This window comes from Hallella faecis (assembly GCF_018789675.1).
In the GTDB taxonomy this organism is placed as follows: Bacteria; Bacteroidota; Bacteroidia; order Bacteroidales; family Bacteroidaceae; genus Prevotella; species Prevotella faecis.
Genome location: NZ_JAHKBE010000001.1, coordinates 39,657 through 52,472 on the forward strand (window position 1 = coordinate 39,657; position 12,816 = coordinate 52,472).

Consider the following 12,816-nt stretch of genomic DNA (forward strand, 5'->3'; position numbering starts at 1 on the left):
CTCCTTTCTTTAGAATTTATAGGTGACGATGATCATGCCGTTGATGCCGTTCGTGTAGAACTTCTTCGGGCTGTTCATGAAGTTGTAGGTGCGGATGGCCTCTCCGCTCTCGTCGTAGGTCTGTCGGTTCTGTTCCATACCGCCAGTAACGATCTTGCGGTTGTTGAGCACGTTGGTGAGCGTCAGGTTGATGCTCAGCGAGTTCTTACCCACGTAGATGCTCTTACCGATCGAAGCGTCGAGCATGAATCCGCCGTGTCCCTTGGCCTGGTCGGGCGCCTTGCTTACGTCGTGCATGGTCTCGTTGTTGGCGTCCATGATGATGTTTCCGCTCTCATCCTTCAGCGTGGGAAGGTTCTTGTAGTAGCGTGTCACAGGCGTGTAATAGAGGTAGATGCGGTCGTAGTAGTTGCCAATGAGGTCGATGAACCATCCACGTGAGTGGTATGACAGGTCTACCGAGTAGGCCGAGAGGGGCGTTCCGCCCTCGCGCATGTTCTTGTTGACCACGATGTCGTTGTAATACTTGCCATCGTTTGAGAGCATGTAGGTGGCCTTTGCGTTGTTGGCATACTTAGCCTCGCTGATGGTGGCCAGTGCGTTGATGTTGAACGAAGAGGTCAGCTTGAAGTCGAGCCCCAACTCCACACCGTAGTATTGCTTGTTGATTCCCGAGAGCGAGACGTATGAGAACGAGTTGCTGCTGTCGTAGTAGTACATGCTATACTCGGTGACGTCGGCCAGTCGGCTGAAGTATCCCTGCACGTTGGCGCGCAACCAGTTGTTCTGGAACTGGTAGCCCAGCTCAGCCGAGAAGATCTTCTCGTTGGTGAGGTCCTTTACGAAGTCGTTGTTGATTTGCGGTGAGGCGAATGCCACACGGGCGTCGGGCGCCTTCCACTCATAGCCCACACCGAGCGAGAGCGTGTTGCCCTGGCAGAGGCGCAGGTTGGCTCCGGCCTTGGCTCCACCGTCGAGGAAGTAAGCCGTTCCGCTCTTTCCCAGCGAGTTGTTGATGGCCAGTCCGTTCTGCATGTTTCCTTCGCGCTGCAGCGTTGTGCCGCCAATTCGGCCGCTTGCGAAGAGTCGCGCCCACTTAATCTCCGTCTGATAGCCCGCCCAAGCCTGTGCGCGGTTCACGAAGATGTTGTAGTCGTAGCCGAAGCGGTCGCCCTCGCGCACCAGCTTGTTGCCGTCGCGCACATCGTAGAGGGCGCGCGGGTCGTTGATGTCGTAGGTGCCCACCACGTAGTAGTTGGTGTTGTGGAACTGTGTGGCGCCCAGCAAGTCCTCCATGGTCTGGTAGTGCATGCCCTTGTTGGTGCTCAGGTTTACGCCAGCGTCTAAGAAGCTATGGTTCGTCAGGTCCTTGTGGAGGATCGACGAGAGCGTCAGCGCGAGCTGGTCGTCGTGGTAAGCCTGCTGGTAATACATGGCGTCGGCGCCCTGTGCAGAGGCCATCTTGTTGGCATAGTAGAGCTTGTCCCAGTTGATTTGGCGATGAGCCTTCGAGGCCTTGAAATAGTTGACCGCCGTTTGCCAAGCCTCCAGGTCGGAAGCGCTGGATGAGCCCGATCCACCCCAAACGTCGTAGAAATAGCTCGGCATGAGGCTGTAGTAGTCGGGTGCGGGGTTGGTGGCGTTGTTGTAGTTGAGGCGTGTGCTGCTATACATGGAGTATTTGCCGAGGAGCGACGTGGTAAGTTTCGTCTGGTCGTCGAGCTTGAAGTCCCATGTGAGCAGGGCGGCAGGTGCGAAGTCGTTGACGATGCGGCTGTTGCGTCGCTTGCCGTTCTGGTAACCCCAGTTGGGGTTGTAGTTGTAGTTGTTGGCCAGCCAGTACATCTCATCGGTCGATGCGCTTTGGGCGGCGCGCTCCGTGGGGTTGCCCCATGTTACGAGCGAGAGCGAGTGCTGGTTGTTGAACACCTTCTCCACGCCGAAGTAATACGACAGCGAGTTGTAGAACGTTCCCTCCACATATCCGCGGTTGGCCCAGCGGTAGGTGAGCGATGCCGACCACGCCCAACCATTGTTGTTGAGGCCCGAGTTGTACGAGTACATGGCTCGCGCCGTGTAGTTGCGGTTGGCTGCGGCCAGCGACACACGTTGGCCGACGGGCATGGCCGACGGGCGGAAGTTGTAGTTGTTGCTGCCTCCCAGTCCTGTCATGGAGAAGTTGTTGTTCTCGAAGGGCAACGCCGACTCCACGTTGCGTGTCTGGTTGTTCAAACCGCCTACGAAAGAGTATCTGAACTCGCCGCGCTCAATGTCGTTTACGGGGTTTCCGTTGATGTAGATCGAATTGTACTTGGCGTTGTAGGCCCTGTACTTGAATCTGACAGGGCTCCACCTGTAGCCCACCTGACTGGCGTAGGCGTTGGTGTTGGAAGAGATGAGCGACACGCTCTGCGTCACGTTCTCGTCCTCGCCAAGCTGTGCTTCGGTGAAGGTGAAAGCCTGCTCGCCGATGGAAATGGGAGGCTGGCCGATAGAGTCTGACTGACCCCAGGCCTGATGCGCCATACCCATAGCTACCAGCGCGAAAAGAAGCTTTTTCTGCATAGTTGAAGGATATGATTTTAATGGTTTAATTATATAAGGTGCAAAGTAACGAAATATATTCCGAATACAAAAGTTTTTTTATGAATTTTCTGTTGCCATCTGAGAAAATCTTACCGTGTGGGGTGGTGCGAAGCGGATAGGCTTGTTAGGTTATTTGGTTAAAAAGTTTGTCGACGATTTTGGCCGAAATAGCGCGCTGGCAAGCCGTTTTTACGTCCTCGTCCCCTCTTCTCTGAGCCAAGGGGTTGCGAAAGATGCCTGATCGCGTTGCGGTTTGGCATGTATCGTCTTGCGTTTAGGCGTCTTTCGAGGCTCGTTTAGGCATGTTCCGTGGTGCGAAACATGCCTAACCGCAAGGCGGAAAGTTGAATGTGGAGGGTTAAAAGTGGAACCATGAATGTAACGTGTTGATTGTTAGGTGGTTACAAAAATGCACTGAGAATCGCATATTTGCGCCCCGTCTTTCCGTCGTGAAAAAGAAGTGTGTAGTTTTGGCTATAGATTGTTGGCTATTTTCGGTGCGCTTGGGTACGTGAGAACATGGGATGGCAGGGTGGGGGATGCGCCCTGCCGACCCGCCATTGGAAATGCAAATTCATGCATCATGATGTGAATGTATGAAATTACGGATTTGCACCATATCGTATAATCGGATGAATTTTGGTCGGCCCGCCCGCAATTTTTCAGTAAATCAGGCACGTGTTTGAATATAAATTCCGATATTTGCAGAAAAAATAGAAACACAGATGAAAAGACATTTTTTTGCATTGTTGGCCGTGTTGGCATTGTGCCTTACCGTGTCAGCGCAAAAGAAGTTCTCGGTTTACGCCGTAGGCTTCTACAATCAGGAAAACTTGTTCGACACGTGTCACGATGTAGGCAAGAACGATTACCAATTCCTTCCCAATGGATCCTACCATTGGAACGGCCTGAAATACAGTCATAAGCTCCATAACATGTCGCATGCCCTGAGCGATATGGCCACCACCACGCTGCCCGGCGTGGGTTGTGCGGTCATCGGCTTGAGTGAGGTGGAGAACAACAAGGTGCTCATCGACCTCTGTGCCCAGCCCGCCCTGAAAGCACGCAACTACCAGTTCTGCCATGTGGAAGGTCCTGACCATCGCGGCATCGACTGCGCCCTGATTTACCAGCCCAGCCTGTTCACCGTGAAAGACGTGAAGCTCTATCCCTACGTTCCCACCGAGAAGCAAGACGCCAAGTTCCGCACCCGCGGCTATCTGGCCGTGAGCGGTTTGCTGGCTGGCGAGCATGTGGTGGTCATTGTGGCCCACCTGCCCAGCCGTTTCGGTGGTTCCTACTCGCGTGAGGTGGGTGGAGCCCAGATAAAAGCGCTGAAAGAGCGCATCCAAAAGAAGAATCCCAACTGCAAGGTGATCGTGATGGGCGACATGAACGACGACCCCACCAACAAGAGTATGTACGAGGCCCTGTCGGCCAAGGAAGACATAGAAAAGGTGGGAAAGAACGACATGTTCAACCCGTGGTACAATGTGCTCGTCAAGCAAGGCCAGGGAACGCTGATGTATCAGGGCGCGTGGAACCTCTTCGACCAGATCATCCTTTCGCCCAACCTGCTCAACAAGAAGGGACACCGCGACGGCAGCACGCTCAAATACTGGAAGTGTGAGATCCAGCGCATGCCCTACCTCTTCCAAACCGAGGGCAAATATAAGGGCGGCACAAAGCGCACCACCGCAGGCGGTGTGTGGCTCGATGGCTATTCAGACCACCTGCCCACCGCCATCTACCTGATGAAGGAGCAAGGTGTGGCCACCAAGGACGCTGGCGATTGCCTGTTGCCCGATTTCACCGAGGCCGAGAAGCAAAACATTGCCGAGTGTGAGCTCGAGAGGCAAGAGCGCGAGGCGAAGGACAAGGCCAAGCAGTAAGCCGACCGATTTGCTGTTAGGCGAATCCAAGGCAAACACGTAACCTCATGGAACATGACAATGGTGCAAACGGAAAAAACAACACAGCTTAGGGATGAGGCTCCTGTGGAGATCCATCCCTTTGAGCCTTTTCTGCCCGCCAACGCCCGCTTGCTCATGTTGGGCACGTTTCCGCCGGCCCCCAAACGGTGGTGCATGGATTGGTATTACCCCAATTACACCAACGACATGTGGCGCATCGTGGGACTGTGTTTCTTCGGCGACAAACTGCATTTCGTGGACGAGGCCCACAAGACCTATCGCCTGGCAGAGCTCAAGAGGTTCTTGGCCGAGGTGGGCATAGCCATCTACGACACGTGCAACCGCATTCGGCGCACCACCGGAACGGCCTCCGACAAAGACCTGGAGGTGGTGGAGCGCGCCGACCTCGACGGTCTCTTGAGGGCCTTGCCCCACTGCCAAGGAGTGGTTACGGCGGGCCAGTTGGCCACCCAGCTCTTTGCCAGCCACTACGGCATAGATATCCGCAAAATGCAGATGGGCGAGCATCGTGACTTCCTTTTCGATGGGCGAACGGTGAGCCTGTATCGCCAACCCAGCTCGAGCCGCGCCTACCCCATGCAGCTCGAGCGCAAGGCCGCATATTACAAGAACCTATTCGACGACTTGGGACTCTGAATCCCTGACGCCCCAACGCCCTATAAACTCAGAAAACGTATAAGAAATGGAAAATAATGTAACCATTATTGGTATTGCAGGTGGCACCGGTTCGGGTAAAACCACTGTCGTAAGAAAAATAGTTGAGGCCCTGCCGCCCCATTACGTGGCCGTTGTGCCGCTCGACAGCTATTACAACGACACCACCGAGATGACCGACGAGGATCGCAAAGCCATCAACTTCGACCATCCCGACGCATTCGATTGGAAACTGCTGATCAAGCAAGTGAATGAGTTGCGCCACGGAAACGCCGTGGAGCAACCCACCTATTCGTACTTACTCTGCAACCGCTTGCCCGAAACGGTGCATGTGGAGCCGAAGCCCGTCATTATCATCGAGGGCATCATGACGCTGATCAACAAGCGCTTGCGCGACATGATGGACCTGAAGATTTTTGTGGACTGCGACTCTGATGAGCGACTCATCCGCAATATCCAACGCGACATTGTGGAGCGCGGCCGCACGGTGTCGATGGTGGTCGACCGCTATCTGGAGGTGCTCAAGCCCATGCACGAGCAGTTTATTGAGCCCACCAAGCGCTTCGCCGACGTCATCATCCCACAGGGAGGCGAGAACGTGAAGGGCATCGGCATGCTCACCAACTACATCAAGACGCTCGTTCCAGAGGAGTAGCGGCTACTTCTCTTCGGGCTCGTCGGTAATCTCCTCAATGGTTACGACGTCGGCCTCGTCGTTGCCTTGCTGCGCTTTCTCGAACGCCTTGCGGCAGCGATGAATCTTGATGGTGTTCACCAGGTCGACCATGCCGTAGGCCATCATGCCCCAACCGATGATGAACAGCGGTGCGGAGGCTATGGTGCTGGGCTTCACGAGCGCCGTGATGCCCACAAGGAAGATGGCCACGGGCAGCACCCACCACAGGCAACCGATCGACGAGAACCGCGTGGCGGCAGCCAGGTTGAAAAACAAGTTGAGCGCGCCCAGGATGAGCATGCCCGCCAAAACAAACATCAGGCCGTTGACAAACGAGTTGGGAAACAGGGCGAGCCATGCGCCCAGGATGATCGAACCGATGCCCACGATGGGGAACGGCGGCACAGGACGTGTGAGGCGGTTGCCCTTGGCGTCGTAGATTTCCACACCCTCCTTCGTGGCCTGACGCTTTGCCGACAGGTAGGCCACGGTGCTGATGACGCCCGAAACGAAGAAGATAACTCCGATGGCGATGGTAATCCATGTCACCGTCTGCTCGCGATACTTCACGAGAAGGGCTCCCACGACAATGGCGCAGAGAGCTCTGAAAATGCTGCTTTGGAATACTTTCATGTGGCAAAGGTAATAAAAAGTTGCTACCAACGCTCGTTTGGCGGTGAGTTTTTCAACATTCTGAATGTGAAATATGATTAACCCCCAATTGCTCGTTAGAACGCAAAGGAAAGGAAACTAAGATGTTACGGGTTCTTTTTGGCGCTTGTCAGTGTTAAGTGTAACAAGCCAATGACCGATTGGGGTTAAAAACGAAATCAGCAAATGACTACATTGTATCTGGTGCGCCACGGCGAGACCGTCGACAACAAGGCGCAAATTATGCAAGGACAAACCAATGGCCAGCTCAATGAGACGGGTCGGGAGCAGGCGCGTGAGGTGCGCGACAAGATGAAAGACGTGGCCATCGACGCGTTTGTGGCCAGCGACCTGTGGCGCGCCGTGGAAACATGCACCATCATTGCCGAGCCCCATGGACAGCAGGTGGTTACCACCCCCTTGCTCCGCGAGCGCGACTGGGGTGGCTTTACGGGTAAGTTCATACCCAGTTTGAAGGGGCGGCCGTGGCCCGATGACGTGGAAACGCTCGACCACATGAAGCAGCGCGCGCAGGCTTTCATGGCTTGGCTGCGCGATACTTACCCCGGAAAGACCGTGCTTGCCGTAGGCCATGGCATCATGAACAAGGCTATCCAGAGCGTTTACTACGACAAGCCGATGAACGAGATCGAGAAAATGGCCAACGCCGAAGTGCGCAAGCTAACCCTGTAACCATAGCATCCTGCTATTTCTCCTGTTTCGGCCTTAATGACCGATTGGGAATAATGAAAGGGCTGTTCACCGTGTGGTAAACAGCCCTTCGCCTTTCTTATTACTCTCTAGTTTTAGTTATCCTGACGCTATTTTTTCCTTAATTCAGATTATCATGCCTGATTTGTTGTTATTAACGCTTTTCTTATCTTCTTCCAAAGTGGCCACCGGTAGAGCGGCTGCCACCGTTGTTGTTTCCGCCACCAAAGCTCCTTGAGGGGCTGCTCGACTTACTGGGAGCGGTGAAGCTGCGCGTGGGAGTCGACTGCTTGATGCCGCTGCTCCTGAAGCTGTTGCTGGGGGCAGCCTGGCGGTTGCTGTTTCCAAATGAGCGCGATGCGCCATTGCTGGGCGAGAAGGTGCGGTTGGGCACCGTTGTTGTGTTGCTCCGACCAAAGGTGCGCTGCCCGTTGTTGGGCTGTGTCACCGTGGTGCGTGTGCTGCTTTGGCGCGAAGAACCTCCGAAGGTGCGCTGGGGTGCGCCGTTATAGCGCTGGCCGTTGCCGAAGGTGCGGTGGTTCCCGCTCTGCTGCACTTGTGTGCGGTTGCCGTTTCCAAACTGGCGTGTGTTGTTTCTGTCGGCCAACTGCATGCCTCTTCCATAGTCGCCGCGGTCAAATCCGTCGCGCATTCCTACGCGGTGACCACCATCGGGTCTCGGACCTCCCCAGGAACGACCGTGGTACCAACTGGCTCCGCCGTTCATTCTCCAACTGTGTCCGCCGCGATAGCTTACGTAGAACGTTGGGCGTCCGAAGTAGAAGTAGTCGCGATGTGGGTAGCGAGCGTAGATGCGGAAGTGCCAATAACCTGCGTCCCAATAGAGCGGGCGATAGAAATAGGTAGCGTTCACAAATGCGCGGTATTGCCAATCGAGCAGGATATAGCTAAAGTCGAGGTTGCGCTGGGTCCAATAGTTGCCAAAGAGATCGCGGTGGTCGTTGATGCCCATCAGGTAATCGAGGTTGATCTCATAGGCGGCTTCATATTGGTCGTCAGTGAGATTGAGCTCGTATGCCATCTTGTCGGTGAGAAAGAGAGCCTGGTCGCGGGCTTGCTCATAACTCATTGCTGATGCTTGGACTGTCATTGTGATCAGTGCAACAAGCGTTAACATGAACTTTTTCATATCTCTGACATTTTATTGTTCAACATGTTCGATGATGTTCAATCATCTTTTCACGTTGCAAAAATACGTCAATAATCTGGGGCATCAAAAGGTTTTTCCCTACATCGTGAGGGAAAATCCCTACTCTGTTTGTCATTTTGTGGACCGTGAGGCCGTTTGCCTCATGAAAAACATGTATCTTTGCATATTATAAAATAATAAGGTGGAGCCTCGGCTATCCACCCTAACCCCGAAAACAGGTGAAGATGAAACATACGATCCTTGCGCTTGTGTCGCTGTTGGCCACCACACCTATGATGGCCCAGTATGCTTGGCAATACGATGCCCACCCTGGCAAGTTGGACTTGGGTGAGGGCATTCGGTACCGAGTGGAGACACAAGGCTCGTTCTCGAAAGACAAGACGCCCTTGTGGCTCAACGCCAATAAACATGGCCTGTCGTCGCTCGACGAGACCAATGGCTATGTGCGCGCCACGGCCATTCGCCCGCTGCTCAACGACTCGTCGCGCCGTTGGGGCGTGGGGTATGGCCTCGATGTGGCCGCCCCGCTTCATTACACCAGCAACGTGGTGGTGCAGCAGGCGTTTGTTGAGGGCCGTTGGCTTCATGGCACACTGACCATCGGAGCCAAGGAGGAGCCCATGGAGTTGAAGAACAATAGGCTGAGCAGTGGGTCGCAGACGTTGGGAATCAACGCGCGTCCGGTGCCCCAGGTGCGACTGGCCTTGCCACGCTATTGGACCATTCCGGCCTTGGGCCGTTGGCTTCAGGTGAAAGGCCACATCGCTTACGGCATGATGACCGACGACAGTTGGCAACATTCGTTCACCAATAAGCAAAGCAAATATGCCGACCATGTGCTCTACCACAGCAAGGCGGGCTACCTGAAGATAGGCAGCGAGGACCGTTTCATTCCCTGGTCGCTCGAGTTGGGACTGGAGCAAGCCACCCTCTTTGGCGGAACGGCCTATGTGCCCGACGGCAGTGGCGGCATGCGCGTCATTGAAAACGACAAGGGCATTAGTAGCTTTTGGCATGCCTTTGTGCCGGCAGGCGGCGACAAGCCGAGCGAGGGAACGGTGTATCGCAACAAGGAAGGCAACGTGTTGGGTAGTTGGCTCGTTCGTTTCAATTATGATGGCGAGCGGGTGGCGTGGCACCTTTATGCCGACAAGTACTATGAGGATCTCTCGTCGATGTTCCAGCTCGACTACGACGGTTATGGCGAGGGCGACGAATGGAACACCAAGAAGAAGACGCGTTTCTTCCTTTACGACTTCAAAGACTGGATGTTGGGCGCCGAGCTCAACCTGAAATATGGCACGTGGCTGCGTAGCGTGGTGTTCGAATATCTTTACACCAAGTACCAGAGCGGTCCGGTTTACCACGACCATACCGTAGGCCGCAACGACCACTTGGGTGGCCGTGACGACTTTTACAACCATTATATCTACACCGGTTGGCAACATTGGGGCCAGGCCATCGGCAATCCGCTCTACCGTTCGCCCATCTACAACGAGGATGGAAGCATAGCCTTTACCGACAACCGCTTCATGGCTTTCCACCTCGGCTTCGACGGACAGCCCACGCCGCGCCTCGACTACCGCGTGCTGGCCACCTACCAAGAGGGCCTTGGCACCTACGTGACGCCTTACACCAAGAAGCACCACAACGTGAGCTTCCTCGTTGAGGCCGGCTACCAGTTGCCCAAGGGCTGGCAGGTGCGTGGCGGCTATGGCATGGATTTTGGCCACATTCTCGGCTCCAACGCCGGTTTCCAACTGACTGTTTCCAAATCAGGAGTATTCAACTTATGAAAAAGACCTTTCTCTTTCTTGCCACCTGCCTGGCGATGACCATGGCTGCAACCTCGTGTAGCGACTTCATAGAGACCTCAGACAATGGTGACCTCGATGGCTATTGGCAACTGTCGCAAGTGGACACGTTGGCCAACGGCGTGCAGGTCGATATGACCAGCAGTAAGGTGTTTTGGGGTGTGCAGGGCAAGTTCCTCACCATGCTCGATACGCATCAGGCACCTTCCTACGGTTACATGTTCCGCTTTGAGCACCGGGCCGACTCGCTGTTGCTCTCCGATGGAAGGGTGAACGATCGCAATGTGAACGACACGTTGCTCACCAACGTCGACGTGTTGCGCCCTCTGGGAGTCAACGAGTTGGCCGAACACTTCTTCGTGGAGCGCCTGTCAGGCAAGCGTATGGTGCTGCGAGGCAAGATGCTCAGGTTGCATTTCCGCAAGTTTTAACCTCCTGTTAGAGCAAATAATAGCCTTATCCTCTATGTAGCATTGTTCGATTTTGGGGGTAATTCCTAATCAGGCGTTAGACCGAGTTGGGAAGACAATTGGGAAGCTACGGTTTCTTTTCAACTCTTGTCAGCGGTTCTTTTGGCATCTTGCTTCCGTCGCGTCTCGGCATAGTCGGCTATGCCTTCAACGCCCCTGTCGCAACCTGCTCGAAACAAAAACGAACAAGAATTGCCGTCTAACAACCTTTTGGGGTTAAAGCAGTTTCGTTTTCCGTAAAGCAATCGATGCGATTGTTGTAAGAATGAGCACGAACAGGGGAGCCGTCCATAGGTAAAAAGTTTGGAAGGCCTCTGGCATCTTTGAAGAGAGCTTTGCTAAAATAAGGATGATCAGAGGATGAAATATGTAAATGTAGAGAGAATCCTTTTCGCCAATACTTGAAATCGTGGATTCTTTGGTGTTCTGAAACGATGCCACAAACAGGAACAAACAAACGGCAAGAAGTGTGGTGCTGATGTAATTCTCATTGTCGGGCGTGTATTCCAAACGCAGTATCATGACTTTCTCCATGACGGTGGTTATGGAAAAAAGAATGATGCCGCCAAGGTAGAGAAGCCGATTAACCGTGAGGAGCTTATGGATATGCATCTTCAGGAAGACGCCAACCATGAAGTAGGGAATGCCTGTGAATAGGAAATTACGCATGTACTCTACCGGAAAGTCTTGCTGAAAAACGAGTTGGCCGTATGCGCCCAACACCGTGTTTCCCAATAGCAAAAGAGGCGTGGCACAAAGCATCAACTTCCATAGTTTGTATTTGTCCACAATGAGCATAAGGGGCAGAACATATAAGTAAGCTTGCAGGTACCACAGGTGGTAACCGAACGGATTTTCATTGAGCGCAAAGCAATAGAGCCAATCCTTCCCAGAGGGAATCAAAACACCATCTTTTGCTATTGCCCTGCTCTCGGTGACGACGGCAAACAACAAGGTTGACCAAACGATGATGTGAAAAATGTGCTTAATGGTGCGCACCAGTCGCTCACGACCTATTCCCTTCTCGGAATATAATAGAAAGCCTGAAATCATTAAAAAGCATGGTACGGCACACCTCGTCAAAGGTATGAAATCGTCATGCCATTTACTGTATGTGTGCAAGCAAACAATCAGCGTTGCGCAGACAAACTTCAGAATGTCGATGGAGTGGTTGCGCTGGTTCATGTCGTTAAACAACGTTAGAATTTCTTTCCAAACACGATGTTGATGAAGGTCATGAAGAGAATCTTGGCGTCGAACCACCAACTGCGATGCTTCAGGTAATAGAGATCGAGGTCGAGACGTCGGAGCATCTTCTCGATGGTGTCGCAGTAGCCATTGTAGAGCGTGGCGTAGGATGTCACGCCCGGGCGAATCTGGTAGAGGTTCTGGTAGCGTGGGTCGCGCTGCATGATTTGGTCGATGTAGAATTTGCGCTCGGGGCGTGGGCCGATGAAAGCCATGTCGCCGATGAGCACGTTGTAGAGCTGAGGCAGCTCATCGAGGTGATGGCTGCGGAGGAAGCGTCCCACCTTTGTCAGGCGGTTGTCGTCCTCGCTGGCGGTGAGCTGCGGCCCATCGTTCTCGGCGTTCAGCTTCATGCTGCGAAACTTATAGATATAGAAGGGAAGCCCGTAGCGCCCAATGCGCTCCTGCTTGTAGATGGCCGGACCATCATCCTCGCGCCTCACCGCAATGTAGCAGATGAGGAAGAGTGGGGCGAAGACAATGAGGCAGAAGAGCGCAACGAAGAAGTCGGCGCAGCGTTTCAAGTCGCGTCCGGCTTCGGTCATGCCGTCCTCTACATAGTCTTCTTCGCTAAGCAGCGATATCGTTTGAGGATATTCGGTGGAGGGATTGGTCATCATAGTTGTTTGTTCGTATTAGTTATGATGATAACGTATGCCAGTGCGGGTTTATTATACTTTCTTTGCATTTATTTTCCACTTTTTGTGCTTTTTCGGTTTTCGTATCAAAAAGCCTTCAGAAAGATTGTTGCGAATTGTTGACACCCCCTCTCTCGCAGTGCTACCTCCATACGCTTTTGCGAGTGCGACCGAGTTACGTCGCCATTTGTTTTGTCGTATCTTATTTTTATTGTAACTTTGCAGGGCCTCCGTTCACAATAAAACGGGAAAAAAGGAGTTAC

General features: G+C 53.6%; 11 protein-coding genes. 6 read left to right on the forward strand and 5 right to left on the reverse strand.

What is annotated here, in order from left to right:
* Nucleotides 1-9: 9 nt before the first annotated feature.
* Nucleotides 10-2,565: a TonB-dependent receptor gene (locus tag KM934_RS00175; RefSeq protein WP_215758525.1), complete on the reverse strand. Its 2,556-nt coding sequence runs from the start codon at nt 2,563-2,565 to the stop codon at nt 10-12.
* A gap of 746 nt (nt 2,566-3,311) precedes the next feature.
* Between KM934_RS00175 and KM934_RS00180 the strand changes: the two genes are divergently transcribed.
* From KM934_RS00180 to udk, 3 genes are read left to right on the forward strand one after another with little or no spacing between them, the layout of a single operon-like run.
* Entirely contained in the window at nt 3,312-4,478 is a 1,167-nt protein-coding gene (locus tag KM934_RS00180; RefSeq protein ID WP_215758526.1) for an endonuclease/exonuclease/phosphatase family protein, read from the forward strand.
* Nucleotides 4,479-4,532: 54 nt separating this feature from the next.
* Entirely contained in the window at nt 4,533-5,156 is a 624-nt protein-coding gene (locus KM934_RS00185; RefSeq protein ID WP_252344817.1) for a uracil-DNA glycosylase family protein, read from the forward strand.
* A gap of 46 nt (nt 5,157-5,202) precedes the next feature.
* Nucleotides 5,203-5,829 carry a uridine kinase gene (gene udk, locus KM934_RS00190; RefSeq protein WP_215758528.1) on the forward strand — a complete coding sequence of 209 codons (627 nt, stop codon included), beginning with the start codon at nt 5,203-5,205 and terminating at the stop codon, nt 5,827-5,829.
* Nucleotides 5,830-5,832: 3 nt separating this feature from the next.
* On the opposite strand, the gene KM934_RS00195 is transcribed toward udk, so the two are convergent.
* A complete protein-coding gene (locus tag KM934_RS00195; RefSeq protein ID WP_215758530.1) occupies nt 5,833-6,483 on the reverse strand; it encodes a DUF308 domain-containing protein in 651 nt (216 codons plus the stop codon).
* A 204-nt stretch (nt 6,484-6,687) separates the two neighbouring features.
* Here KM934_RS00195 and KM934_RS00200 point away from each other — a divergent pair, with 204 nt between their 5' ends.
* Nucleotides 6,688-7,194 (forward strand): histidine phosphatase family protein, encoded by a 507-nt coding sequence (locus tag KM934_RS00200; protein ID WP_215758531.1) that lies wholly within the window; start codon nt 6,688-6,690, stop codon nt 7,192-7,194.
* A 184-nt stretch (nt 7,195-7,378) separates the two neighbouring features.
* Here KM934_RS00200 and KM934_RS00205 read toward each other — a convergent pair whose 3' ends face one another.
* A complete protein-coding gene (locus KM934_RS00205) occupies nt 7,379-8,362 on the reverse strand; it encodes a hypothetical protein (protein WP_215758532.1) in 984 nt (327 codons plus the stop codon).
* Nucleotides 8,363-8,607: 245 nt separating this feature from the next.
* Here KM934_RS00205 and KM934_RS00210 point away from each other — a divergent pair, with 245 nt between their 5' ends.
* Nucleotides 8,608-10,179, forward strand: coding sequence for a capsule assembly Wzi family protein (locus KM934_RS00210; RefSeq protein ID WP_215758534.1), 1,572 nt, complete (start codon nt 8,608-8,610; stop codon nt 10,177-10,179).
* Nucleotides 10,176-10,628, forward strand: a complete 453-nt coding sequence (locus KM934_RS00215; RefSeq protein WP_215758536.1) for a lipocalin-like domain-containing protein — start codon at nt 10,176-10,178, stop codon at nt 10,626-10,628. The genes KM934_RS00210 and KM934_RS00215 overlap by 4 nt, the downstream gene beginning before the upstream one ends.
* Nucleotides 10,629-10,883: 255 nt before the next feature.
* On the opposite strand, the gene KM934_RS00220 is transcribed toward KM934_RS00215, so the two are convergent.
* Both KM934_RS00220 and KM934_RS00225 read right to left on the reverse strand, forming a co-directional pair.
* Nucleotides 10,884-11,852 (reverse strand): acyltransferase family protein, encoded by a 969-nt coding sequence (locus tag KM934_RS00220; protein ID WP_215758537.1) that lies wholly within the window; start codon nt 11,850-11,852, stop codon nt 10,884-10,886.
* Nucleotides 11,853-11,866: 14 nt separating this feature from the next.
* On the reverse strand, nt 11,867-12,460 hold the full coding sequence (locus KM934_RS00225) for a sugar transferase (RefSeq protein ID WP_394369472.1): 594 nt from the start codon (nt 12,458-12,460) through the stop codon (nt 11,867-11,869).
* Nucleotides 12,461-12,816: the final 356 nt, after the last annotated feature.